At 61.2% G+C, this 24654-nt stretch carries 25 protein-coding genes, 1 other RNA gene and 1 pseudogene; 19 read left to right on the forward strand and 8 right to left on the reverse strand.

Annotated features, from left to right (window positions below):
• A pseudogene (locus LQK83_RS19725) lies at positions 1 to 104 on the forward strand (IS110 family transposase); the annotation flags it as partial.
• Positions 105 to 193: 89 nt separating this feature from the next.
• On the opposite strand, the gene gap reads toward LQK83_RS19725, so the two are convergent.
• Positions 194 to 1207: a type I glyceraldehyde-3-phosphate dehydrogenase gene (gap, locus tag LQK83_RS19730; protein WP_230839193.1), complete on the reverse strand. Its 1014-nt coding sequence runs from the start codon at positions 1205 to 1207 to the stop codon at positions 194 to 196.
• A 135-nt stretch (positions 1208 to 1342) separates the two neighbouring features.
• Entirely contained in the window at positions 1343 to 3322 is a 1980-nt protein-coding gene (tkt, locus tag LQK83_RS19735) for a transketolase (protein WP_230839195.1), read from the reverse strand.
• Positions 3323 to 3686: 364 nt separating this feature from the next.
• Between tkt and LQK83_RS19740 the strand changes: the two genes are divergently transcribed.
• Together LQK83_RS19740 and LQK83_RS19745 are read left to right on the forward strand one after the other, a co-directional pair.
• The gene (locus tag LQK83_RS19740) at positions 3687 to 3962 is read left to right on the forward strand and encodes a DUF4164 domain-containing protein (protein WP_230839198.1); all 276 of its coding nucleotides are present in this window, start codon (positions 3687 to 3689) and stop codon (positions 3960 to 3962) included.
• Positions 3963 to 3973: 11 nt separating this feature from the next.
• Positions 3974 to 4333: a cell division protein ZapA gene (locus tag LQK83_RS19745; protein WP_230839200.1), complete on the forward strand. Its 360-nt coding sequence runs from the start codon at positions 3974 to 3976 to the stop codon at positions 4331 to 4333.
• Between the two features lie 12 nt (positions 4334 to 4345).
• Here LQK83_RS19745 and LQK83_RS19750 read toward each other — a convergent pair whose 3' ends face one another.
• Both LQK83_RS19750 and LQK83_RS19755 read right to left on the reverse strand, forming a co-directional pair.
• Complete coding sequence (locus LQK83_RS19750) at positions 4346 to 4651, reverse strand: HigA family addiction module antitoxin (RefSeq protein ID WP_230839304.1); 306 nt, start codon at positions 4649 to 4651, stop codon at positions 4346 to 4348.
• A 17-nt stretch (positions 4652 to 4668) separates the two neighbouring features.
• Positions 4669 to 5946, reverse strand: a complete 1278-nt coding sequence (locus tag LQK83_RS19755) for a hemolysin family protein (RefSeq protein ID WP_230839201.1) — start codon at positions 5944 to 5946, stop codon at positions 4669 to 4671.
• Between the two features lie 207 nt (positions 5947 to 6153).
• Here LQK83_RS19755 and ssrS point away from each other — a divergent pair.
• The 3 genes from ssrS (at position 6154) to LQK83_RS19770 (ending at position 8974) form a co-directional block, all read left to right on the forward strand.
• Positions 6154 to 6312: non-coding RNA, 6S RNA (ssrS, locus tag LQK83_RS19760), on the forward strand.
• Positions 6313 to 6546: 234 nt separating this feature from the next.
• On the forward strand, positions 6547 to 7746 hold the full coding sequence (locus tag LQK83_RS19765) for a phosphoglycerate kinase (RefSeq protein ID WP_230839203.1): 1200 nt from the start codon (positions 6547 to 6549) through the stop codon (positions 7744 to 7746).
• A gap of 205 nt (positions 7747 to 7951) precedes the next feature.
• Positions 7952 to 8974 (forward strand): class I fructose-bisphosphate aldolase, encoded by a 1023-nt coding sequence (locus LQK83_RS19770; protein ID WP_230839205.1) that lies wholly within the window; start codon positions 7952 to 7954, stop codon positions 8972 to 8974.
• A gap of 62 nt (positions 8975 to 9036) precedes the next feature.
• Here LQK83_RS19770 and LQK83_RS19775 read toward each other — a convergent pair whose 3' ends face one another.
• Positions 9037 to 9189: a hypothetical protein gene (locus LQK83_RS19775; protein ID WP_230839207.1), complete on the reverse strand. Its 153-nt coding sequence runs from the start codon at positions 9187 to 9189 to the stop codon at positions 9037 to 9039.
• Between the two features lie 181 nt (positions 9190 to 9370).
• Here LQK83_RS19775 and LQK83_RS19780 point away from each other — a divergent pair, with 181 nt between their 5' ends.
• The 3 genes from LQK83_RS19780 (at position 9371) to rcdA (ending at position 11727) form a co-directional block, all read left to right on the forward strand.
• Positions 9371 to 10666, forward strand: coding sequence for an MFS transporter (locus tag LQK83_RS19780; protein ID WP_230839209.1), 1296 nt, complete (start codon positions 9371 to 9373; stop codon positions 10664 to 10666).
• On the forward strand, positions 10663 to 10854 hold the full coding sequence (locus tag LQK83_RS19785; protein WP_230839210.1) for a DUF1192 domain-containing protein: 192 nt from the start codon (positions 10663 to 10665) through the stop codon (positions 10852 to 10854). Before LQK83_RS19780 ends, LQK83_RS19785 begins: the two co-directional genes overlap by 4 nt.
• A 357-nt stretch (positions 10855 to 11211) precedes the next feature.
• Positions 11212 to 11727 carry a protease adaptor protein RcdA gene (gene rcdA / locus LQK83_RS19790; protein ID WP_230839211.1) on the forward strand — a complete coding sequence of 172 codons (516 nt, stop codon included), beginning with the start codon at positions 11212 to 11214 and terminating at the stop codon, positions 11725 to 11727.
• Between the two features lie 160 nt (positions 11728 to 11887).
• Here the strand turns inward: rcdA and rpmE are convergent, their stop codons facing one another.
• Positions 11888 to 12109, reverse strand: a complete 222-nt coding sequence (rpmE, locus tag LQK83_RS19795; protein ID WP_109856819.1) for a 50S ribosomal protein L31 — start codon at positions 12107 to 12109, stop codon at positions 11888 to 11890.
• Positions 12110 to 12333: 224 nt separating this feature from the next.
• Between rpmE and LQK83_RS19800 the strand changes: the two genes are divergently transcribed.
• The 5 genes from LQK83_RS19800 to LQK83_RS19820 all read left to right on the forward strand — a co-directional run bounded on the left by LQK83_RS19800 (position 12334) and on the right by LQK83_RS19820 (position 16626).
• Complete coding sequence (locus LQK83_RS19800; RefSeq protein WP_230839212.1) at positions 12334 to 14130, forward strand: ABC transporter transmembrane domain-containing protein; 1797 nt, start codon at positions 12334 to 12336, stop codon at positions 14128 to 14130.
• Between the two features lie 147 nt (positions 14131 to 14277).
• Positions 14278 to 15549, forward strand: coding sequence for a flavin-dependent oxidoreductase (locus LQK83_RS19805; RefSeq protein WP_230839213.1), 1272 nt, complete (start codon positions 14278 to 14280; stop codon positions 15547 to 15549).
• A 1-nt stretch (position 15550) separates the two neighbouring features.
• Positions 15551 to 15862, forward strand: coding sequence for a YciI family protein (locus tag LQK83_RS19810; protein WP_230839214.1), 312 nt, complete (start codon positions 15551 to 15553; stop codon positions 15860 to 15862).
• 57 nt (positions 15863 to 15919) lie between these two features.
• Positions 15920 to 16192, forward strand: a complete 273-nt coding sequence (locus tag LQK83_RS19815; protein WP_230839215.1) for a hypothetical protein — start codon at positions 15920 to 15922, stop codon at positions 16190 to 16192.
• Positions 16189 to 16626 carry a type II toxin-antitoxin system VapC family toxin gene (locus LQK83_RS19820; RefSeq protein ID WP_230839216.1) on the forward strand — a complete coding sequence of 146 codons (438 nt, stop codon included), beginning with the start codon at positions 16189 to 16191 and terminating at the stop codon, positions 16624 to 16626. Before LQK83_RS19815 ends, LQK83_RS19820 begins: the two co-directional genes overlap by 4 nt.
• A gap of 2 nt (positions 16627 to 16628) precedes the next feature.
• Here LQK83_RS19820 and LQK83_RS19825 read toward each other — a convergent pair whose 3' ends face one another.
• Together LQK83_RS19825 and LQK83_RS19830 are read right to left on the reverse strand one after the other, a co-directional pair.
• Positions 16629 to 18272: an FAD-binding dehydrogenase gene (locus LQK83_RS19825; protein WP_230839217.1), complete on the reverse strand. Its 1644-nt coding sequence runs from the start codon at positions 18270 to 18272 to the stop codon at positions 16629 to 16631.
• A 36-nt stretch (positions 18273 to 18308) separates the two neighbouring features.
• A complete protein-coding gene (locus tag LQK83_RS19830; protein ID WP_230839218.1) occupies positions 18309 to 19352 on the reverse strand; it encodes an NAD-dependent epimerase/dehydratase family protein in 1044 nt (347 codons plus the stop codon).
• A 327-nt stretch (positions 19353 to 19679) separates the two neighbouring features.
• Here LQK83_RS19830 and tolQ point away from each other — a divergent pair, with 327 nt between their 5' ends.
• The 5 genes from tolQ (at position 19680) to pal (ending at position 24427) form a co-directional block, all read left to right on the forward strand.
• Positions 19680 to 20405 (forward strand): protein TolQ, encoded by a 726-nt coding sequence (gene tolQ, locus LQK83_RS19835; RefSeq protein WP_230839219.1) that lies wholly within the window; start codon positions 19680 to 19682, stop codon positions 20403 to 20405.
• Between the two features lie 117 nt (positions 20406 to 20522).
• A complete protein-coding gene (tolR, locus tag LQK83_RS19840) occupies positions 20523 to 20987 on the forward strand; it encodes a protein TolR (protein ID WP_230839220.1) in 465 nt (154 codons plus the stop codon).
• A gap of 9 nt (positions 20988 to 20996) precedes the next feature.
• On the forward strand, positions 20997 to 22292 hold the full coding sequence (locus LQK83_RS19845; RefSeq protein ID WP_230839221.1) for a hypothetical protein: 1296 nt from the start codon (positions 20997 to 20999) through the stop codon (positions 22290 to 22292).
• A gap of 53 nt (positions 22293 to 22345) precedes the next feature.
• Complete coding sequence (gene tolB / locus LQK83_RS19850; RefSeq protein WP_230839305.1) at positions 22346 to 23641, forward strand: Tol-Pal system beta propeller repeat protein TolB; 1296 nt, start codon at positions 22346 to 22348, stop codon at positions 23639 to 23641.
• Positions 23642 to 23881: 240 nt separating this feature from the next.
• Positions 23882 to 24427 (forward strand): peptidoglycan-associated lipoprotein Pal, encoded by a 546-nt coding sequence (pal, locus tag LQK83_RS19855; protein ID WP_230839222.1) that lies wholly within the window; start codon positions 23882 to 23884, stop codon positions 24425 to 24427.
• Positions 24428 to 24654: the final 227 nt, after the last annotated feature.

The raw sequence follows: 24654 nt of genomic DNA on the forward strand, positions 1-24654 counted from the left end.
GAAAACCACCGAAAGTCGCGATAACCGCAATCATGCGAAAACTCGCCGTGCTCGCAAACGCCTTGCTCCGGAAAAAGCAAAAATGGCAGCCAAAAGCTGCTTGATCAACACGGATACTCTAGCCTTCTCTTGAGCGTAAAAGAAAAGCGCGCCGTTTCCGGCGCGCTTTCTATTTCCAAAGCTTCATGCCAGCTCAGATGAGCTTGGCGAAGGCAACCGACGTGTCGAGCATGCGGTTGGAGAAGCCCCATTCGTTGTCGTACCAGGTGAGGATACGCACGAAATTGCCTTCCATGACCTTCGTCTGGTCGAGCGCGAAGATCGAGGAATGCGGGTCGTGGTTGAAGTCGCGCGAAACGAGCGGCTCGTCGGTGTAACCGAGGATGCCCTTGAGCGGACCGCTGGTGGCGGCAGCCTTGATCGCGTCGTTGATTTCGGCAACCGTCGTCGAACGCTTGGCGACGAACTTGAAATCGACGACCGAGACGTTCGGGGTCGGAACGCGGATGGACGAACCGTCGAGCTTGCCCTTCAGTTCCGGCATGACGAGACCCACGGCCTTGGCGGCACCCGTCGATGTCGGGATCATGGAAAGGGCGGCAGCGCGGGCGCGATACAGATCCTTGTGCATCTGGTCGAGCGAGGGCTGGTCGTTGGTGTAGGAGTGGATCGTGGTCATGAAGCCATGATCGACGCCGATGAGGTCATGCAGAACCTTGACGACCGGCACGAGGCAGTTCGTCGTGCAGGAGGCGTTGGAGATGACCATGTGGTCCTTGGTCAGCTTGTCGTGGTTGACGCCATAGACGACCGTCAGGTCAGCGCCATCGGCCGGAGCCGAGACGACGACGCGCTTGGCGCCGGCGGTCAGGTGGGCGGCAGCCTTGTCGCGGGCGGTGAAGATGCCGGTGCATTCGAGCGCGATGTCGACGCCCATTTCGCCATGCGGCAGCGTTGCCGGGTCCTTGATCGCGGTGACCTTGATCGGCTTGCCGCCGTTGATGATCAGCGTGTCGCCGGAAACTTCGACCTTGGCCGGGAAACGGCCGTGGATCGAATCGTAGCGCAGCAGGTGCGCGTTGGTCTCGACCGGGCCGAGGTCGTTGATGGCAACGACTTCGATGTCGGTGCGGCCGGCTTCGATGATGGCGCGCAGAACGTTGCGGCCGATGCGGCCAAAACCGTTGATGGCAACTTTAACAGTCATATGGATATCTCCAATCCCGTGGACAATTCCGATTTTCTAGAACGCTGACTAATCCGAGCGGATCGGCGCTCTAAATTCCTTGATCTCCCGCAAGTCGTGCGCCGAAACCGTTCCCGATCCCGGCGCGGATATGCGTCAGACGCGGCTTTCGGCCGCTGCGACGACGGCTTCCACCGTGATGCCGAAATGCTTGTAGAGTTCCTTGTACGGACCCGAAGCGCCGAAGCTCTTCATGCCGATGAAGGTGCCATGCGAACCGATGATCTCGTCCCAGCCCTGGCGGATGGCGGCTTCGACGCCGATCTTGACCGGAGCGGTGCCGATGACGGCGTTGCGATAGTCTTCCGGCTGTTCGGCGAAGAGCTCGAAGCAGGGGACGGAGACGACGCGGGCGGCGATGCCCTTTTCGCCCAGTGCCTTGGCGGCGAGAACGGCGATCTCGACTTCCGAGCCGGAGGCGAAGATCGAAACCTTGGCGTCCTTGGCGGCCACAAGTTCGTAGGCGCCGAGCGCGCAGAGGTTCTTCTCCGACATTTCTGTGCGAACGGCCATCAGGTTCTGGCGGGTCAGCGCGAGGCCCGACGGACGGTCATGGGTCTCGAGGGCGATCTGCCAGCATTCTGCCGTTTCCGTGGCGTCGGCCGGGCGGAACATCATGAGGTTCGGGATGGCGCGCAGTGCCGCCATCTGCTCGACCGGCTGGTGCGTTGGGCCGTCTTCGCCGAGACCGATGGAATCGTGGGTCAGGACGTGGATGACACGGATGCCCATCAGCGCGGCGAGGCGGATCGACGGACGGCAATAGTCCGAGAAGATCAGGAAGCCGCCGGAATAGGGGATGAGGCCGCCATGCAGCGCCATGCCGTTCATGGCAGCGGCCATGCCGTGCTCGCGAACGCCCCAGTGCATGTAGCGGCCGGAGAAGTCCGTGGGCGTGATCGACTTGGTCTGGCTCGTCTTGGTGTTGTTCGAGCCGGTCAGGTCGGCCGAGCCGCCGATGGTTTCGGTGATGATGCCGTTGACGACTTCGAGTGCGTTTTCAGACGCCTTGCGGGTGGCGACCGTCGGCTTTTCGTCGGCCAGCTTCTGCTTGTAGGCAGCGATGGCGGCGTCGAAGCCTTCCGGCAGCTTGCCGGCGAAGCGGCGGGTGAACTCGGCCTTCTTGGCCGTGTCAGCAGCGGCGAGACGGGCTTCCCAGTCGGCACGTGCCTTGGCGGAGCGGGCGCCGGCGGCGCGCCATGCGTCGAGAACGTCAGCGGGAACGACGAAGGGTTCGCTGTCCCAGTTCAGCTGCTTGCGGGCAGCGGCGATTTCTTCGGCGCCGAGCGGCGAACCGTGAACGTTGTGCGTGCCCTGCTTGTTCGGCGCGCCGAAGCCGATGATCGTCTTGCAGGCGATCATGGTCGGCTTGTCGGACTTCTGCGCCGTCTCGATTGCCGCAGCGATTTCGTCCGGGTTATGGCCGTCGACGGCGATTGTGTTCCAGCCGCAGGCGCGGAAGCGGGCGTGCTGGTCGGTGCTATCGGCAACGCCGACGTGACCGTCGATGGTGATGTCATTGTCGTCCCAGAAGACGATCAGCTTGTTGAGCTTCAGGTGGCCGGCCAGCGAGATCGCTTCCTGGCTGATGCCTTCCATGAGGCAGCCATCGCCGCAGAGCACATAGGTGTAGTGGTCCTGCAGATCTGCGCCGAATTCGTCGCGCAGCTTGCGCTCGGCAATGGCCATGCCGACGGAATTGGCAATGCCCTGGCCGAGCGGGCCGGTCGTCGTTTCGATGCCCTCAGCGTGACCATATTCCGGGTGGCCTGCGGTCTTGGCGCCGATCTGGCGGAACTGCTTGATGTCCTCGATCGTCATGTCCTCATAACCGGTGAGGTAGAGGACCGAGTAGAGCAGCATGGAGCCGTGGCCTGCGGAGAGAACGAAACGGTCGCGGTCAGCCCAGTGCGGCTGCTTGGGGTCGAACTTCAAATAACGGGTGAAGAGGACCGTGGCGATGTCGGCAGCGCCCATCGGCAGGCCGGGATGGCCCGAATTTGCCTTCTGGACTGCGTCCATGGACAGGAAGCGGATCGCGTTGGCCATCCGGTTGTGTTGTTCGCGCGAGATCATGATTTACCCGTTTTTTCCGGTGTCGATTGAGTGACCGCGCGTTCCTCCCGCGGCCTCCGTGAAATCGCGGAGAGACATAGCAGGTGGGACGCTGGAGTCAACAAAACTGAGTGTTCTGCGGCATTTCTAACCGCCCGTTTCGCGATAAGTTCAAGTGGTTTCCTGCAACGGTCACAATGGCGACGGGATTTGAAACGATTGATATCTCATCCACAGCAAAGCGACTTTGAGGGCGCGCCGATCATGCCCGGCTTTATTGACGCTTGTCGTCTGACCTGACTAGTGTTCGTCCATAAGCCGCCCGAAGCAGTGACGATTCGGGTAGCGGTCAGATGTATGAAGTGTGCGAGGGTGCAAGGCAGAGATGACTCCGGGAGACAAGACGGTCAAATCGGCGGTCGAGGAACTGAGGGTTGCTGTGCAAGCGCTCGCGGGCGCGATCGACGGCCGTTTTGATCGTGAGATGTCTTCCGCAGAATATCGCGCGGAGGTGCGCCGCGTTCATCAGGACCGCGCCAAGCTTGCCCATGATCTCGACCAGTCGGAATTCCGGGCGAACCGGCTGGAAGAAGTCAACCGCGAGGTTTCACGCCGCCTCGTGACGGCGATGGAAACCATTCGCGCCGTGCTCGATCGCTGACAGGAAAAATCATGGCCCAGGTCACCGTACAAATCGACGGCAAAGCCTATCGCATGGCTTGCGAAGAGGGCCAGGAAGATCACCTGACCGAATTGGCGGCCCGGTTTGACCGATATGTCATGCATCTGAAATCACAGTTCGGTGAAATCGGCGATCTGCGTCTCACTGTCATGGCCGGCATCATGGTCATGGACGAGCTCTCGGATGTGAGCCGCCGGCTGAAGGCGCTGGAGACGGAAGCCGAAAGCCTCGCCCGCTCGCGTGAGAGCATGCTCGCGGCCTCCGACAAGAGCGACACGCTTCTCGTCGCAGCGCTGGGCGAACTGACGAACCAGATCAACGGTATCACGCAGAAGATCAACGGCGGCTGATTGATGCCAGTCTTACGCTGACTTCAATGTTGGAATGGCGGACACATCAATCGAATGCTCTGCCTGCCATGCGTCGTGAGCAGCCTGCATCCTAAGCCAGACGCCGGCCCCATCGCCGAACAGTTTTCCAAGACGCGCGGCGACGTTGGGCGAGACGGGCTTCTTTTCGTTGATGATATCATAGAGCTGCTGTCGCGAAATCCCGAGCAGATTTGCGATCTCGACCTTGGTCTTGCCGGTCGCAGGAATGATGTCATCAAGCAATGCGCCCGGATGCGAGGGGCAACGCTCGCGTTCATGTCTTGCTTGTGCAGCCATGAATTCCTCCAACTTTCTTACTCCACCCTCTTTACCAGCAGCTTGTCGATGCGGCGGTTGTCGAGGTCGATGACCTCGAAATGCCAGCCCTGGGCCGTGAAGGTCTCGCCGAGAACGGGGAGGTGTTTCAGCTCTTCGATGGCGAAGCCGGCGACGGTTTCGAAATCGGGGTCGTCGCCAACGGAAATGTTCATGCGGTCGGCGAATTCGTCGATAGGGGTCCAGCCGGCGACGAGGTAGGAACCGTCGTCGCGCAGCAGAATGGCGGGCTCTTCCGAGGCGTCGTCGATGAAGACGCCGGTGATGGCTTCCAGCACGTCTCCGGAGGTGATGATCCCTTCGAAATGGCCGAATTCGTCGTAGACGAGCACCATATGCGCGGGCGTCTGGCGCAGTGCCTCGATGACGTCGATGGCGCCCGAGAGGTCGGAAACGACCGGTGCATCGCGCATGATCGCCTTGAGGTTCAGCTTTTCACCGCGCAGCAGGGCGTCCAGCGCATCCTTGACGAAGAGGACGCCGACGATTTCGTCCGAAGCGCCGTCACGGACGGGGAGGCGAGAGCGGGTGGTCTTTTGCAGCTGCTCGCGGATTTCGGCATCCGTGTCCTCGATGTCGAGGATTTCCACATCGCGACGTGGCGTCATCAGGCCGCGCGCGGTGCGGTCGGCGAGGCGCATGACGCCGGATATCATCGCCGATTCCTCCGCCTCGATGACGCCCGCATGGTGGGCTTCGGCGAGCACCGTTCGAATTTCCTCATCGGTCACGGTTTCTTCCGAGACGCCTTTCTGTCCCAGAAGGGCGAGAACAGCCTTGCCGGAGGCATCGAGCAGCCAGACCAGAGGCAAGGCGAAACGCGACAGCCACGACATGGCCGGGGCGACCTTCACGGCCACGGCCTCGGGCGCGCGCAGGGCGATCTGTTTCGGCACGAGTTCGCCGACAATCAGCGAGAGATAGGTGATGGCGACGACGACCGAGCCGACGCCCAGCCAATCGGCGGCGCTGGGTGAGAGCCCCTGCGCCTCAAGCCATTGGGTCAGGCGCGCGCCGAGCGTGGCGCCAGAAAATGCGCCGGAAAGGACGCCCACCAGGGTGATGCCGATCTGCACGGTTGACAGAAAGCGGCCGGGGTTTTCGGCCAGGCGGATGGCGGTTGCCGCGCCCTTGCTGCCCTGTTCGGCCAGCATTCGCAGCCGGACTGGCCGCGAGGAGACGACTGCCAGTTCCGACATGGCAAGAACGCCATTGAGAATGGTCAGGAGAACGACGATGACAATTTCGGTTAGCAAGGGAATTCCATGGTGTTGGCCCGCTCGCACCCTGCGGTCTGGCGGCTTCGGGTCAGGGCATTCGCAGTGGGGTGGCGCGGTGACTGGCCTGCGAATGACGGCATAATAGGTGCTGATGCCGCCGGGTTCAATGCAGGGATTGCAGATCGGTTGCGTAAAACGAAATCCCGCACTGGTAATCGAAGCCGTTTCAGCCTACATTGGTGTTGCGGTCTGCGCCTCACGACAGGTCATCACATCCCTGGGGCCATACTCGATCCTAAGGGAACTGTCCCTGACCAGACCCGTGGGTTTGGTCACATGGTGCCCACCTACTTCTGTAGGCGCCCAGGATCGTAAAGCACCATCGGTTGCCGTGGATCGCACTCTCTTTTCGCTCACGCGCTGGTCGCCCTTGCGGGCTGCGCTCCACGGGGGCGCCGGACTGCCGGCGACGCGCACTTGCGCTTGCGGCGCTTTGCGCCGAGGCATTTCTCCCAGTTCTCGCAACGAAGACGCTTGATCTATCCCCTTGTCTCCTGAACGCTGGCGTGTATGGTCCGGTCCGATCCGGGAAGCCGTGCCTTCCTCCCTTAGTCCATTGCCATTCGGGGACCTGCCATGACCTTCAAAACCCTTGACGATCTCAACGACATCGCCGGCAAGCGCGTGCTGGTGCGCGTCGATCTCAACGTTCCTGTCAGCGACGGCAAGGTGACGGATGCGACGCGTATCGAGCGTGTTGCTCCGACCATTCTCGAGCTGTCCGACAAGGGCGCGAAGGTCATCCTGCTTGCCCATTTCGGCCGTCCGAAGGGTGAAGTCGTCGCCGACATGTCGCTGAAGACGATCGCTCCGGCGGTTGAGGCGGTGCTGGACCGTCGTGTGCTCTTTGCTGCCGATTGCATCGGCGATGTCGCGAAGTCCGCGATCGATGCCATGCAGAATGGCGATATCCTGCTTCTCGAAAACACCCGCTTCCACAAGGGCGAAGAGAAGAACACGCCGGAATTCACCGCCGCACTTGCCGCCAATGGCGATATCTTCGTCAACGACGCCTTCTCGGCTGCGCACCGCGCGCATGCCTCCACCGAAGGCCTTGCCCATCATATGCCGGCATACGCGGGTCGCACGATGCAGGCCGAGCTTGAGGCGCTGGAAAAGGGTCTCGGCAATCCCGCCCGTCCCGTCGTTGCCATCGTTGGCGGCGCGAAGGTTTCCACCAAGATCGACCTGCTGCAGAACCTCGTGAAGAAGGTTGACGCGCTGGTCATCGGCGGCGGCATGGCGAATACGTTCCTGGCAGCGCAGGGCATCAATGTCGGCAAGTCGCTTTGCGAGCATGATCTGGCCGACACCGCACGCACGATCCTGGCCGAGGCCGAGAAGGCCGGTTGCGCCATCGTGCTGCCGGTCGACGGCGTGGTTGCCCGCGAGTTCAAGGCCAATGCCGCCAACGAAACCGTCGCGGTTTCGGCTATCCCGGCGGATGCCATGATGCTCGACGTCGGTCCGCAGTCGGTCGAGAAGGTCAATGACTGGATTTCCAAGGCCGCAACGCTTGTCTGGAACGGCCCGCTCGGTGCGTTCGAAATCGAGCCCTTCGACAAGGCCACCGTCTCGGCTGCGAAACACGCCGCCGCGCAGACGGTCGCCGGCAAGCTCGTCTCGGTTGCCGGCGGTGGTGACACGGTTGCGGCTGTGAACCATGCCGGAGTGGGCGACGAGTTCACCTATGTCTCGACCGCCGGCGGCGCCTTCCTCGAATGGATGGAAGGCAAGCCTCTTCCGGGCGTCGATATCCTCAACGCTTCGAAGTAACAGTGATGCTGCGGCCGCCGATTAATTCGGCGGCCGCATTAAACATAATAAAAACAATGTGTAAAACTGGTCTTTTTTAAACCGATTTATTTCCTTCTAAACCGATTTAGTTAAATTTAAATCGTTTAAGGCATTTTAAGGCCCATTTTCCTTGTCATGTTCTTCTGTTATCGGCGAAGAAACGGTTGAACGGAGGTGTTTGAAAATGGCCGAACGGATTGAAGATATCGCAGTCGCAATGGTTGCGCCGGGCAAGGGGTTGCTCGCTGCTGACGAGTCCACTTCGACGATCAAGAAGCGCTTCGACAGCATCAATCTGACATCGACGGAGGACAGCCGTCGCGATTACCGCGAGATGCTGTTCCGCGCCGACGATGCGATGAAGAACTACATTTCGGGCGTCATCCTCTATGAAGAAACGCTCTACCAGAAGGCCAAGGATGGTACGCCGCTGGCCGATCTGATCAAGGCTGCCGGCTCTATTCCAGGCATCAAGGTCGACACGGGCGCCAAGCCGATGGTCAACTTCCCCGGTGAAACGATCACGGAAGGCCTCGACGGTCTCGGTGAGCGTCTGGCTCGCTACTATGAAGCCGGTGCGCGCTTTGCCAAGTGGCGTGGCGTGATCGCCGTCTCCGACGCGCTGCCGACGCGCGGTTCGCTGCGCGCCAATGCGCAGGCGCTGGCCCGTTACGCAGCACTCTGCCAGGCCGCCGGCATCGTGCCGATCGTCGAGCCGGAAGTCCTGATGGACGGTGCGCCGGGCACGCATTCCATCGACCGTTCCGAAGAGGTGACGGAATGGACGCTGCGCACGACATTCGAGGAACTTGCCGAAGCCCGCGTCAGCCTCGAAGGCATGATCCTGAAGCCGAGCATGGTCATCGACGGCAAGAATGCCCGCAAGGCATCCGTCGCGGAAGTCGCCGAGCGCACGGTTCGCGTACTGAAGCGCACGGTTCCGTCTGCCGTTCCGGGCATCGCCTTCCTCTCCGGCGGCCAGTCTTCCGAAGAGGCAACGGCGCATCTGTCGGCCATGAACACGTTCGAACTGCCCTGGAAGCTGACTTTCTCCTATGGCCGCGCCCTGCAGGAAACGGCCCTCAAGGCCTGGGGCGGCAAGGCCGAGAATGTCGCTGCCGGCCAGCGCGCCTTCTCGCACCGTGCCCGCATGAACGGCCTGGCCGCTCTCGGCAACTGGAAGGCGGATCTCGAAAAGGCGGCTTGAGCCTCATTCGGTCCTTTTGAAAAAGATCGGCGCGCGGCGGGAAACTGCCGCGCGTTTTTCGTCTATCTGAGCAGGCTGACGAACATGGTGATCGCAAAGGCGAAGAGGGCGATCTTCCAGAAGTCGCCGCGCCGGCGCAATCCCGGCAGGCCGAACGGCTTCACGATATGGACCAGCATGGCCAGGATGAGCAACAATGCGATGATCTTCGTCACGCCGCGTCAAGCCTTGTTCTTGAGTTTCGCCATATCCGTGTCATGATTTGCGTCATAAGCATTCGGGAGCAAATGCTTCGGGACCATGATCTTCCTTGGCGCTATCGCAAAGGCGGTCCTCTTTCAAGCCAGACACTTTATTTGAGGCTCGCACCTTTGCGCGGGTTGGGACGGGACATTCATGCGGCGCAATCTTCTTCCGGTGTTTTCGCTTCTCGTCGGAACACTGTTCCTGTTCTTCGGCAACGGGCTGCATTCGCTGCTTCTGCCTCTGCGCGGGACGGCGGAAGGCTATTCCACGACGACGCTGGGTCTTCTGGGGACATCCTGGTCCGCGGGTTTCGTGGCGGGTTGCTTCTTTGCGCCGCTTGTCGTGCGCCGCATTGGCCATGTGCGCGCCTTTTCCGGCTTTCTGTCGCTGACGGCGATTATTGCGCTGCTGACCGGCATTCTGGTCGAACCGACAGCATGGATCGGGCTGCGCGCGCTGACGGGCTTCGCCTCGGCCGGCACGTCGATGATCATCGAGAGCTGGCTGAATGAGCGGGTCGACAACCAGAACCGCGGCGTGATCTTCTCGACCTATATCATGATCACGCTGGCCGGGGTCGTTGGCGGACAGATGATGGTGGCGTCCGGGGATATCCACACGACCATCCTCTTCATGATTGTCGGCATTCTCTATTGTGTGGCCATGCTGCCGACGACGCTTTCGACGGCGGCATCTCCGCAGCCGCTGAAAAGCGTCAAGCTCGACATCGCCGCCCTTTATCGCAATTCGCCCATCGCGTCCGTCGGCATGGTGCTGATCGGCATTGCCAACGGCGCCTTCGGCACGCTGGGGGCGGTCTTCGGTTCGAAGGCCAATCTTTCGCCGGGTCATGTGGCGCTGATGATGAGCCTGGCGATCGCCGCCGGCGCGTTGATCCAGATTCCGACAGGCCGGCTTTCCGACCGGCTGGATCGCCGCATGGTTCTGGCTGTGCTGGCGGGCATCGGTGCGCTCGCGGGCTGGAGTCTGGCGCTTTTTCAGCCGGATAATGTGGTGGTTCTGCTCGGCATCGTTTCGATTTACGGAGCAACCGCCAACGCGCTTTATCCGCTCGCCTCCGCGCATGCCAACGACCACGCGTCACCGGAAAACTACGTGAAGGTCTCCGGCGGGCTGCTCCTGCTCTACGGCATCGGGACGATTATCGGGCCGACGCTTGGCGGGCCGGTCATGGCCGCCTTCGGGCCGTATGCGTTGTTTGCCATTACCTCGATCGCCCATGTGGCCATCACCATTTACGCGGTGATCCGATCCCGGGTGCGGGCGCCGGTGCCGGCAGCAGACCGCGAAGCCTATATCGCGATGGGCAATATCAACGTGAAGACCCCCGAGAGTTTCAATCTGAGCCCGCTCGCCAACAGCGCCTCGGAGGACAATTTCTCCGGCGATCGGCATGGAAGGGGCAGTGAGGAGAAGGCCGCATGAGCATGTTTGACGAAGATCGGCTGCAGCGCAAGGCGCTCCACGAAATCGGTCAGGACCTTTCGCTGCTGTCTGTCGATGAGCTGAAAGCTCGTATCGAATTGCTGAAGTCGGAAATCGTCCGGCTGGAGGCGGAAGCCTCCGCCAAGGGCGCGAGCCGCGCGGCTGCCGACAGCCTGTTCAAGCGTTGATGGCGGGACGGAAATTTACAATTTCTGCGACGCCGTTAAGTAATCAGAAACCTTCATAAGATATTACTAGCGCCATCCAGAGCTTTCTGGGTTCAGATGGTTCAGCTTCATGAGCGACTTCTGATTTTCTCCCTGTTTTACCTTGAGAGCCGCCTTCCAGCGGCTCTTTTTTTGTTCAAACGGCAACATATTTCAGGCCCGTAAAGATCCGGGCGTCTGGTTAATGTGGGTATTAACCTTTTCTTAAGATTCGGCTTGCGCGTCTGTGGTATTGGCATCATGTTATCTTCACATAAGCAGGGAACAAAAATTCCCTTCAGCCTTTAAAAGTTTGATGCGTATCGAGGCGATAAAGAAATGTCCGACACCGGTTTGAACACGATCAGTTTCGCAGGCCATGCGGCTTCGTCCACCCAGTTCAAGTCGCTCTATGCCGAGGGCATGGCGCTGGTTGAAGAGACGGCGAGCTATCTCGACGGTCCGGGTCGCGCTGCCTCCAAGGTTCTGCCGCGTCAGGTTTCGGTTCTTTATGCCGCTGAATCCATGCGGCTCACCACCCGCCTCATGCAGATGGCTTCCTGGCTTCTGCTGCAGCGCGCCGTCAACAACGGCGAAATGACCCGCGACCAGGTCATGTCGGAGAAGAAGAAGGTTCGTCTCGACGCCTACAACCTCGATCGCGAGGCTCCGGGCTGGGAAGACCTGCCGCTGTCCTTCCGCGAACTCATCGAGCGTTCCCATCGCCTGCAGAACCGCGTGGCTCTTCTCGACCGCGAAATCTACCGTCCGGCCGATGCGCCTGTGGTTCACGACAACCAGAACAGCGTTCAGGCGCAGCTCTCGCTGCTGCAGACCGCCTTCGGCCGTCACTGATACAGACTGACTTTACCATCCTGAGTACGACTTGACGGCGGAGGCAACTTCGCCGTCTTTTTCGTTTGCCGCAGGGGGGCAGGTGTTTGAAAGGCCTGTATCAAACGCAAAAAAACCCGGCGCGAAGGCCGGGTTTTTCAGAACTTACCTGTCAACAGGATCAGAGGCCGAGGCCGCCGAAGCGCTTGTTGAACTTGGAAACGCGGCCACCGCGGTCCATCAGCTGCTGGTTGCCGCCGGTCCAGGCCGGATGCGACTTCGGGTCGATGTCGAGGTTCAGGACGTCGCCTGCAGCGCCCCATGTGGAGCGGGTTTCGTATTCGGTACCATCGGTCATGACCACCTTGATCACGTGATAGTCGGGATGAATGTCAGCCTTCATAACCTTGTCTTCCTGCCTGGGGTGGGAACAATTGCCGCAGACCATTGCGGCATCTGACCCAAACGCGTAAATGGGGCCGCAACCGAATTTTGGCCGGTCCCTTAATGAGTGCCGTGCCTATACATGAAGGATTGCCGGATAACAAGGCCCGGCGGACAAAACTTGCGCATTCCCGCAAGCCTGCCCGTTGAGCACCGCCGGCGGCCGAGCGAGAGGAAAATGCGTTGAGTGACATCGATTATCCGGACGCGCCGCGTACGCGGTCGCTGAAGCCGCTCGCAACCCTTTTGCCTTACCTTGGGCGCTACCGCGGTATGGTTCTCAAGGCGCTGATTTTCCTGACACTTGCCGCAGTCACGACTCTGGCTTTGCCGCTGGCCGTGCGCCGGATGATCGACCACGGTTTCTCCCAATCTGATGCCGGGTTCATCAACAACTATTTCGGCATGCTGATTGGCCTTGCGGTCATGCTCGCCTTTGCCAGCGCCATGCGGTATTATTACGTCATCTCCATCGGCGAGCGGATCGTTGCCGATCTCAGGCGTGACGTTTATGCGCATGTTATCAAGCTTTCTCCGTCCTTCTTTGACGTCAACCAGTCGGGCGAGATCATCTCGCGTCTGACGGCGGACACGACTCAGGTGAAGTCGGTCGTGGGCGCCACGGCGTCGCTGGCGCTCCGGAACCTCATTCTCTGTCTCGGCGGCGCGGCGATGATGGTTTATACCAGCCCGCGCCTCTCCGCCCTTGTGCTGATCGCCATTCCTTTCATCGTCTTTCCGCTCATTGCCTTCGGACGCTCCGTGCGCAGGCGCTCGCGTTCGGCGCAGGATACGCTGGCTGAAGCCTCCGCGTTCGCCAGTGAGTCGATCGGCGCGATCCGCACCGTACAGGCTTTCAACGGAGGGCCGGCTGCGGGCAAGCGCTATGCGGATGCCATTGAAGGTGCGTTTGGTGCGGCGCAGGCGGCAATCCGCTCGCGCTCGATTCTGACAGGTGTGGCTATTTCCATGGTGTTCGGCAGCATTGCCGGCGTGCTCTGGTATGGCGCGCATGCCGTGCTGGACGGGACGATGTCTGCGGGGACGCTTGGCCAATTCGTGCTTTATGCGGTGGTTGCCGCCTCCAGCCTCGGCGCGCTCTCGGAAGTCTGGGGTGAGATCGCCCAGGCGTCGGGTGCTGCCGAGCGGCTTTCCGAATTGCTGGCCGAAGTGCCGGCCATTCGCGCGCCGGCCAATCCGAAGCGCTTCCCGGCGACGGCAGCCGGCGCGATTGCCTTCAACGACGTGCGCTTTGCCTATCCATCGGCGCCGGAGCGGTCGGCGCTGAAAGGTCTGACCTTCAACGTCGAGCCCGGCGAAACGGTCGCCATCGTCGGATCGTCCGGGGCCGGCAAAAGTACGGTGCTTTCGCTGATCATGCGCTATTACGATACGACAGCGGGCGATATCTCGCTGGATGGCGTCTCCGTTCGTGATGCCGATCCGGCGGATCTGCGTGCAAGGCTTTCGATCGTGCCGCAGGACGTAACGATCTTTGCCTCATCTATCCATGACAACATCGCCTTCGGGCGCCCCGATGCCAGTCGCGCGGATGTGATTGCAGCCGCCAAGGCTGCGCATGCGCATGATTTCATCGAGCGGCTCGACAACGGCTATGACACGATGTCGGGCGAGCGTGGCGTCACGCTTTCGGGCGGTCAGCGCCAGCGCATTGCTATTGCCCGCGCCATTCTCAAGAATGCACCTGTTCTGCTGCTTGATGAGGCGACCTCGGCGTTGGATGCGGAAAGCGAGAAGCTGGTGCAGAATGCGCTCGACGGGCTGATGAAGGATCGTACCACGATCGTGATTGCACATCGTCTGGCGACCGTGCTCAAGGCCGACCGCATTCTCGTGATGGATGACGGGCGCGTGGTGGAAGAGGGCAACCACCAGAGCCTTGTTGCCAAGGGTGGGATTTATGCGCGGCTTGCTTCGCTGCAATTTGATGGGCGGGAGCTTGCGGAGCTTCAGGTCTGACGCGGCCTTACCCAGACGAAATAGTTTGCGGGCATAACATTTAGCCGTTAAAACAGGAGCCAACAGCCACTGGCTTTACCAGAAGGCTCAGGTTCAGTTTGCGCGCCTTCACCACGAAGAAGTGAAGGGCGCTACGCGGGAGGGTTCATGACCGTCATCATCGCCGGGGCCGGCATTACCGGCCTGACGCTTGCCATTTCGTGCCATCAGGCGGGCATTCCGTTTCGCATCTTCGAGCAGGTGAGCGAGCTGAAGCCGCTGGGCGTCGGCATCAATGTGCAGCCGCATGCCGTGCGCGAACTGTTCGAGATGGGGCTCGAGGCGGAGATGGACGCGATCGGCGTGCGCACCCGCGAGGTCGCCTATTTCTCCAAGAAGGGCAAGCAGATCTGGTCTGAGCCGCGCGGGCAGTTCGCGGGCTATTCCTGGCCGCAGTTCTCCGTCCATCGCGGCGGTTTCCAGATGATGCTGTTCCATGCGCTGGAAGCCCGCGCCGGCAAGGGCACGGTGGTGACCGGCCGCGAGGCGGTCGACTGCAAGGATGTCGATGGCGGCGTGATCGTCACCTTTCGCGACAAGCAGGGCAATCTGTCGACCGCCGAAGGCACGGTCTTCATTGCCTGCGACGGCATCCATTCCAACATTCGCGCAAAGTTCTATCCGGGCGAGGGCGCACCGCATTGGGGTGGCTCGATCCTGTGGCGCGGCACGGCTAAGGCCAAGCCGTTCATCACGGAAGCCACGATGGGCATGGCTGGTCATGAGTGGCAGAAATTCGTCACCTATCCGATCAGCAAGGCCGATCCGGAAACGGGCGAGGCCGAGATCAACTGGATCGCGGAGCTGAAATTCCCGCCGGACAAGAAATGGAACCGCGAGGACTATAACCGTCACGGCAATTTCGACGATTTCTTCCCGGCCTTCCAGGACTGGCATTTCGACTGGCTCGACATTCCGAAGCTGATGCAGGATGGCGGCTATTGCTACGAATTCCCGATGGTCGACCGCGATCCGGTCGAGCGCTGGACCTTTGGCCGCACGACTCTGGCGGGTGACGCGGCACATGCCATGTATCCGATAGGTTCCAACGGGGCGTCGCAGGGTATCCTCGATGCCCGCGTTCTGGTGCGCGAATTCATCGCGCATGGCGTCGGCGTCGAGGCGCTGGAAGCTTACGAGAGCGAGCGCCGGCCGGCGACGACGCGGCTCGTCATGGCCAATCGCGGCAATGGGCCGGACCATGTTATGAACATCGTGGAAGAGCGCTGTGGCGGCGAGTTCGACAAGGTTTCGGATGTGCTGGACGAGGCGGAACTGAAAGAGATCGCCGCCAATTACAAGAAGATCGCCGGCATGGACGTCGAGGGCCTGAACAGCCGCCCTTCCATCGTCCAGCTGCCGAAGAAGGACGTCGCCTGACATGCCGCATTTTCTCGTTATCTCGCAGGACAAGCCGGGCATGCTGGAGGTCCGCAAGGAAAACCGCGTGGCCCATCTCGCCCATGTGAAGACAGGCGGCGGCGGGCTGGTGCGCGTCCTCGTCGGTTCGCCGCTGGGGCGCGAGATGATGACGGGCACATGGATGGTGATGGAAGCCGCCGATGAGGCCGCGATCGAGGCGTTCAATGCGGCAGATCCGTATGAGATCGCCGGGCTGTTTGCATCGCGTGAGATATTGCCGATCCACGCCGTGTTCGATCCGTCGCGGATCGTGGCGGAGGATCAGGTTTAGTCCTCTTTGTCGCTTTTTCTGTGTATGATATTATGCACACAAATAGGGAGCGAATCCGTGAACGATCACAAGGAAAGAGCGGCATTCACGATTTCCAAGTCTCTGAAGGCGGAGCTTGAAGATGTCGTGCCTGCGTCGAAACGCTCGCGCTTTGTGGAAAAGGCGATTGCGGACGCGCTGCTGCGCGATGCGCGCCAGCGTGCGCTGGATGCCTTGGACAATCTGCCGTCGTACGGAACCAAGGGCGAAGACAGCGTCGAGATTCTGCGGCGTATCAGGCAGGAGCGGGACGCAAGTGTTGTTGCGCGGCATGAAGATCGACCCCGATGATCGTCGTCGATGCGTCGGTCTTCAATAAGCTATTTCTCAATGAACCAGACAAGCCGGAGGCGATTGCTCTCTTTCGCCACGCGCTCGAAAGCGGACTGCAGATCGTTGCGCCGAGTCTGCTGTTATATGAAGCGCTCAGTGCTGCGCTTCATTATGGCGTTCCCTTCGAGGATGTTCATCGCCTGCTCGCGGTTCAACGTTCGGCCGGCATGCGTCTTCTGGAACCTGATCTCGCAACGATTTTGACGGCGCAGAGAATGGCGACGGACGGTTCGCCGAAAGCCGGATATCCTTCGCTGCAGGACTCGATTTACCACGCAATGGCTATTGAACTCGGTGCCGTGTTTGTGACTGCCGACAAGCGGCATGTCGCGAGAACAGCGCATTTTGGTCATGTGGCCATGCTGACGGACCGGAGCGCTTGGCTGAGCTGAGCCTACTTCCCCACACTCCGCCCTGCCACGCGTCCGGAGAATATACACCCGCCGAGGAACGTCCCCTCCAGCGCATTATACCCGTGATAGCCGCCACCGCCAAAGCCCGCGACTTCGCCGGCGGCGTAGAGGCCGGGGACGATGTTGCTGTTTTCTTCCAGCACGCGGCCTTGGAGATCGGTTTGGAGGCCGCCCAGCGTCTTGCGGGTGAGGATGTTGAGGCGCACGGCGATGAGCGGGCCTTTTGTCGGGTCGAGCAGGCGGTGGGGCTTGGCGGTGCGCATGATCTTGTCGCCAAGATAGTTGCGCGCGCCGCGGATGGCGGTCACCTGCGCATCCTTGGAGAACGTGTTGTCGATCTCGCGGTCGCGGGCTTCGACCACGGCGCGGATGCGCTTGGTGTCGAGGCGGTGTTCGCCGGACAGCGCATTCATGCCTTCGACGAGGTCTTCGAGATTGTTGCGGACGACGAAATCGGCGCCCTTGTCCATGAAGGCCTTGACCGGGGCGTTGGGCTCCTTGCCGAGGCGTTTCAGGAGGAGGGGAATGTCCTTGCCGGTCAGGTCCGGGTTCTGTTCGGAACCTGAGAGCGCGAATTCCTTCTTGATAATCGCCTTGGTGAGGATGAACCAGCTGTAGTCGTAGCCGGTCGCCTTGATGGCCTTCAGCGTCGCCAGCGTGTCGAAGCCGGGCATGGCGGGCGCGGGAAAGCGGTTGCCCTCGGCATCCAGCCAGAGCGAGGAGGGGCCGGGCAGGATGCGGATGCCGTGGTTCGGCCAGATCGGGTCCCAGTTCCGCAGGCCCTCGGTATAGTGCCACATGCGGTCGGCATTGATGACGGAGCCGCGCGCGGCTTGCGTGATCGCAATCATGCGGCCGTCGACATGGGCGGGCACGCCCGCAACCATGAATTCCGGCGGCTTGCCCAGGCGGTCCACCGGCCAGTTCTTGCGCACCAGATCGTGGTTGCCGCCGATGCCGCCGGAGGCGACCAGTGTTGCGCCGGCCGAGATTTCGAAATCTCCGATGGGATCGCGATTGCTCTTGCCGCCGCGCTGGACCGGGTCGGGTGCAAGCCGTGTGCCGCGTGCGCCGGTGACGGCGCCGTTGGTGGTGATGAGTTCATCGACCTGATGACGGAACCGAAAGGAGAGCAGGCCTTTCTTTTCGGCCTCGCGGGCGAGCCGGACGAAGGGGTCGAGCACGCCGGGGCCGGTGCCCCAGGTGATATGAAAGCGGGGGACGGAATTGCCGTGGCCGTTGGCGAGCGAGCCGCCGCGCTCCGCCCAGCCGACGACCGGAAACCAGCGCATGCCGAGCGAATGCAGCCATGCGCGTTTCTCGCCTGCGGCGAAGTTGAGATAGGCTTCCGCCCATTGGCGCGGCCAATGGTCTTCCGGCCGGTCGAACTGTGCGGAACCCATCCAGTCCTGGCGGGCGAGATCGAGGCTGTCGCGGACGCGCATGAAGCGTTGTTCGGGACTGTCGACAAAGAAGAGACCGCCCAGCGACCAGAAGGCCTGTCCGCCGAGGTTCTGCTCGCCTTCCTGATCGAGGACAATGACCTTGAGGCCGCGCGCGGTCGCTTCCGTTGCGGCCACAAGGCCAGCCAGTCCGCCGCCGATCACCAGCAGATCGCAATCCATCCACATCTCCTCCCTGCATGCCTCAGCCGCTATCGTTTAAAGCGGCCTGTCTGTGCGTCGCAGGCTAGCGTCCAGTGCGCCGCTGTCCAGTCCGTATTTCAGCTGCTTGAGGCGGATGAAGAGGCGGTTGTCGAAGGTGCCATCGCTCAGGCCGTTGTCTTTCAGGAAGCGGGCGATCTCCTCGACGCCCTTTTCCAACGTCCATTGGGGGGCAAAGCCCGGCAGTTTCGTCAGCGCCTTGGTGAAATCGACCTTGTAGGAGCGCGGATCCCCGCCCGTTTCGCCGGTAATTTCGAGATTGGCGGCGGGAAAGGCCGCCTTGACGGCCTGGGCAATGTCGCGGACCTGGTAGTTCGCGTCATTGCGGCCGACATTGAAGGCTTGGTTGTGGATCGTCTCGCGCGGGGCGGTCGCGGCGGCAAGGGCTGCGCGGGAAATGTCCTCGATATGCACCAGCGGCCGCCAGGGCGTGCCGTCCGACATGACCTTGATGATGCCGGCGGTATGCGCCCAGCCGGAGAGATTGTTGACGACGAGATCAAAGCGGGTGCGGGAGCTGACGCCATAGGCGGTGGCGTTGCGCATGAAGACGGGGGAAAAGGTGTCACTGGCCAGCGCTGAGAGCCGCTCTTCGGAGCGGACCTTGGAGATGGCGTAGGCAGAAACCGGATTGAAGGCGGCAGTCTCGTCCAGCGCGCCTTCGTTACCGGCCGCTCCATAGATGGAGCAGGAGGAGGCGAAGATGAAGCGGGAGACGCCTGCGTCCCGAGCCAGTTCGCCGAGCCGGCCCGTCGCTTCGAGATTGATGTCGTATGTCAGATCCGGGTTCAGCGCGCCCATCGGGTCGTTGGAAAGGCCTGCCAGATGGATGACGGCATCGACGCCTTCGAGATCTTCAGCTTTCACGTCGCGGATGTCGCGAACGATCTGCCGGTCGGGGAGAATGTCCGGCGTGAGGGGCGAGACGCAGTCCTCGAAATACCCGATGTCGAGCCCGGTCGTCCGGTGCCCCGCTTCGCGCGCCAGCCTTGTCAGAACGGGGCCGATGAAGCCCTGATTGCCGGTGATGAGAATATGCATGCCGTTTCCGTCCCGATGCTCGATCTTTTGGCAGGATGTTAGGGGAGGGAACTGATGCGAGGCATGATTATGCTGCGGTGACGTTTCTCAAAACGCAAATGCTGCGCTGCATCGCGTTTTCATAACCAAGTGTTAACCATAATGGTGTCTTGATGAATTCGATCGAATGCCGGTGAAGCCACGCCTTCCTTTAACCAAATTTGGCAGCAAAGAGGCTAGTCGAGCATGGGCGCTAAGAGCGAAGAGCGGCTGCTGCCGGCATATTGAGACAAATTTTTTCGCCGCCCGGTCCAAAGCCGGGCGTTTGGATTCGAAGGACGCTAGAACATGGAACAGGCAGCTTTGGGCGCAGTGAGCGAGGTCAGCCTCTGGTCGCTCTTCATGCAGGCAGGCATCGTCGTCAAGCTGGTCATGCTCGGCCTGCTGTCCGCGTCGGTCTGGACCTGGGCTATCGTTATCGACAAGGCGGTCACCTTCCGCAAGACGCGCCGCCAGCTCGACAATTTCGAGCAGGTCTTCTGGTCAGGTCAATCGCTGGAAGAGCTTTACCGCAGCCTGTCGGAGCGTCCTGCCGCCGGCATGAGCGCGATCTTCGTCGCCGCCATGCGCGAGTGGAAGAAGTCCTTCGAGCGCGGCGCGCGTTCGCCCATCGGCCTGCAGATGCGTATCGATCGCGCCATGGATGTCACGCTCTCGCGCGAATCCGAATATCTCGAGGGCCGCCTCGGTTCGCTCGCCACCATCGGTTCGGCGGCTCCCTTCGTCGGTCTCTTCGGGACGGTTGTCGGTATCATGACCTCGTTCCAGTCGATCGCCGGTTCCAAGACGACGAACCTCGCAGTCGTTGCTCCCGGTATCGCGGAAGCACTTCTGGCGACCGCCATCGGTCTCGTCGCCGCTATCCCGGCCGTTATCGCCTACAACAAGCTCTCGGGCGATGCCGGCAAGCTGACGTCGCGCATGGAGGGCTTTGCCGACGAGTTCTCGGCCATCCTGTCGCGCCAGATCGACGAGAAGCTGCAATCGTCGCGCCCGGGCCAGGCTGCACAATAAGGCCGGCAAGTCATGAAGGCCGCCGCTCAGCGCGTCCGGTTCGAACCGCAAGAATATCGCAATTCCGAACGTAAAACCCACTCAATGTTTTGCTGGAATTGCTGAAGGAGTTTTCCGATGGGTATGGCAGTCAGCTCAGGCAAGGGCGGTGGCGGCGGACGCAGGGGCGGACGCCGTCGTGGCGGCAAGGGCGGTGGCCCGATTGCCGAAATCAACGTCACGCCGATGGTTGACGTCATGCTCGTGCTGCTCATCATCTTCATGGTGGCGGCACCGCTGATGACGGTTGGCGTACCGGTCGACCTGCCGCAGACCAAGGCCAAGGAAATGAATGCGGAGACGCAGCCGATCACCATTTCTGTGAACAAGGACGGCGCGATCTATCTGCAGGAAACGCCGATCCAGATCGATGAGCTGATCCCGAAGCTGCAGGCGATCTCGAAGACGGGTTACGAGGAGCGCATTTTCGTGCGCGGCGACATGAACGCCGGCTATGGCACGGTCATGCAGGTCATGGCAGCCATTTCGGCTGCCGGCTACAAGAATATCGGGCTGGTCACGGCCCAGAAGCAGGACAAGTAAGCGAAGACGATGAGGGGCAGTGTTGTCACATCGGCGTTGATTCACGCGGTCGTTCTTGCGATCGCGCTGATCTCGTTGGGCTCTCCGCCCCCGCTCGAGGTGCAGCCGACGGAATCGCTGCCTGTCGATATCGTACCGATCGAGCAGTTCACGAATATCCAGCAGGGCGAAAAGACCGCGCCGCTGAAGGAGAAGTCGTCGCCCAAGGCCACGAAGCGTCAGGACAAGGTCGACAATGCCGAGAATACCGGCGAGAACAATGTCGATTTGAAGAGTACGCCGACGCCGACGCAGCGCCCGCAGAACACCGAAGTTGCTGCCGCGCCGAAGCCGGCGGAAGCGGCCAAGGATACCCAGACGAACAACGTCAAGGAGATCCAGAAGGAGCAGACGGCAGCCCCGCAGCCGGCCGACGTGCCTGTGCCGACGCCTGAGCCCACGCCGCCGAAGTCCGAGCCGACCCCGCCGAAGCCGACACCTGCACCCACACCGCCCAAACCGGAACCGACGCCGCCGAAGCCTGAGCCCAAGCCCGAGCCGAAGACGCAGGAGCAGCCGGAGAAGTCGGACGATTCGCCGTCGCCGGACGCACTGCCTGTGCCGACCAAGAAGCCGACGCCGGACAAGCCGAAGGACGAGCCGAAAAAGGAACCGACGCCCCAGGAAAAGCCGAAGCCGGAAGACAAGCCCAAGCCTGAGCAGAAGGAAGCGAAGGTTGAGCCGAAGCCGCGGCCGGATACGAAGTCTGATTCCAAGTCGGACACGAAGACGGATGCCAAGAGCCAGTCGAAGTCCGACACCAAGACGGCAAGTTCCGACTCGAAGACCGGCAAGGACAAGGAAAAAAAGGAAACCGCCAAGTCCGCGTCCTCGCGTGAAACCGACAAGCTGGCTGACGAAGTGTCCGCTCTTTTGAACAAGGAGGATGCGTCCGGCGGCGGGGCGAAGCGGTCCAACCAGGAGGCATCTCTTGGAGGCAAGAAGACGATCGGTGCAGGCAAGCTGTCTCAGAGCGAACTCGATGCCCTGAAGGGCGCGATCCAGAACAACTGGAACGTCATTCCGGGCATGATGGACGCGCAGAATATCCGCATCCGCGTCTCGTTCCATCTCGACCGCAGCGGCGAGATTGTGGGCGACCCGCAGGTGACGGTGACGGGTGGCGATGGCAGCTCGCGCGACGTTCTGGCCTCGAGCGCCAAGCGCGCCATCCTGAAATCCGCCCCATTTACCAGTCTACCGGCTGACAAATACGACACGTGGAGCGATGTGGTCGTGAATTTCGACCCGAGCGACTTCATGTAAACCGAACTTAACCCGGCCTCGACCATTTGAGAGCGAGAGACACGATGAAAAGCATGATAATCCGGACACTGTTCATGATGGGGGCGCTCTTCGCGCTCGCGGCCAACCCCGCCCATGCCGTCGTCGAGATCAACATCAACAAGGGCAATGTCACGCCGCTGCCGATAGCGATTACCGACTTTCTGGCGAAGGACGGCGTCGGCAAGCAGATCTCCGACGTGGTCGCCGCCGACCTGAAGCGGTCCGGTCTGTTCGCGCCGATCGACAGCAAGGCCTTCATCGAAAAGATCACGAACCCGAACGCCGCGCCGCGCTTCCAGGACTGGCGCACGATCAACGCACAGGCGCTTGTGACCGGTCAGGTCGTCAAGGAGGCCGATGGCCGCCTGCGCGCCGAGTTTCGCCTGTGGGACACGTTCGCGGGCCAGCAGATGATCGGCCAGCAGTATTTCACCCAGCCGGAAAACTATCGCCGCGTCGCCCACATCATTGCCGATGCGATCTATGAAAAGATCACCGGCGAGAAGGGCTATTTCGACACGCGCATCGTGTTCGTTGCCGAAAGCGGGCCGAAGAATGCCCGCAAGCGCCAGCTCGCGATCATGGACCAGGACGGCTACAACGTCCGCTCCATCACCAATTCCAACGATATCGTTCTGACGCCGCGCTTCTCGCCGAACCATCAGGAAATCACCTACATGTCGTTCGAAGGTAACCAGCCGCGGGTTTACCTGCTGCAGCTGGAAACCGGACAGCGCGAAGTGGTCGGCAATTTCCCCGGCATGACCTTCTCGCCGCGCTTCTCGCCGGATGGCCAGCGCGTGATCATGAGCCTGGAAGAGGGCGGCAACGCCAACATCTTCACCATGGACTTGCGCTCGCGCACCACGACGCGTCTGACGTCCACGGCCGCCATCGACACGTCGCCCTCCTATTCGCCGGATGGCAAGCGCGTGACTTTTGAAAGCGACCGCGGCGGCAGCCAGCAGATCTATGTCATGAACGCCGATGGCTCCGGCCAGACGCGCATCTCGCATGGCGACGGCTCCTATTCGACGCCGGTCTGGTCGCCGCGCGGCGATCTCATCGCCTTCACCAAGCAGGCGGGCGGCAAGTTCTCGATCGGAGTGATGAAGCCGGACGGTTCGGGAGAGCGTATCCTGACGACGAACTTCCACAACGAAGGCCCGACCTGGGCCCCGAACGGCCGCGTCATCATGTTCTTCCGCCAGAACGCCGGCGAGGCAGGTCCGCATCTCTATTCGATCGATCTTTCTGGCTATAACGAACAGCAGATCCCGACGCCCGCCTATGGCTCGGATCCCGCCTGGTCGCCGCTACTCGACTGAGCGGCGCCCTCTGACACCATCGGGCCGCGTGAAGAAATTCGCGCGGCCTTTGTTTTTTCGATTGCCGTCCGGGATGTCCGGCCAGTTTCGCGCTGACGCCACGTTCTTGCCTCAATCACCTGAATATCAAGGGATTGAGGGCTCTTTTAACGCTTTGTTAACCATAAATGTTGAACACCGGTTAACTGAAGAATGTTACGTTCCGGCAACCTCGATTCCAATATCCCAAGGAGACTGGCGATGAGCCACATTTCTAGCCTGAGCGCTCACGGCATGCAGAAGCTGGCGCGCAATCCCGTCATCATTGCCACCTTCATGGCACTGTCGCTTGCGGGCTGCGCCTCCAAGAAGGGCCTGCCGAACAACGCTGCCGATCTCGGCCTCGGCGCAAACGGCGCCAACGGTGCGAATGCCAAGCCGGGTTCCAGCCAGGACTTCACGGTCAATGTCGGCGACCGCATCTTCTTCGATACGGACTCCTCGTCGATCCGCGCAGACGCCCAGCAGACGCTTGACCGTCAGGCCCAGTGGCTCGCCAAGTATCCGAACTACAAGATCACTGTCGAAGGCCATGCCGACGAACGCGGCACGCGCGAATACAACCTTGCTCTCGGCGCACGCCGCGCCAATGCAGCGCGCGACTATCTGGTTTCGCGCGGTGTACCGGCCAGCCGCATGCGGACGATCTCCTACGGCAAGGAACGTCCGGTTGCGACCTGCGACGACATCTCCTGCTGGTCGCAGAACCGCCGCGCTGTTACCGTTCTCGGCGGCGCCGGCATGTAATTCCACGGTCGAAAGATCGACCGGTGTCAGGGGCGGCCTCGGGGCCGCCCTTTTTGTTTGTCGCCAGCTTTTGCTGCACCGGCGCAGGCCCTGGATCGGAACCGTTGGACCTGTCTCAAAGAGAGCATACGGATCAGGCATGCCGGTACAACAAGCGGCTGGAGGCGACGGCGATGCTCCCGCTCGGAATGGCGCCAATCCCGTGTGGGCGGGCATTTTTCTCCATA

This window comes from Rhizobium sp. C1, from assembly GCF_021026335.1.
In the GTDB taxonomy this organism is placed as follows: Bacteria; Pseudomonadota; Alphaproteobacteria; order Rhizobiales; family Rhizobiaceae; genus Ensifer_A.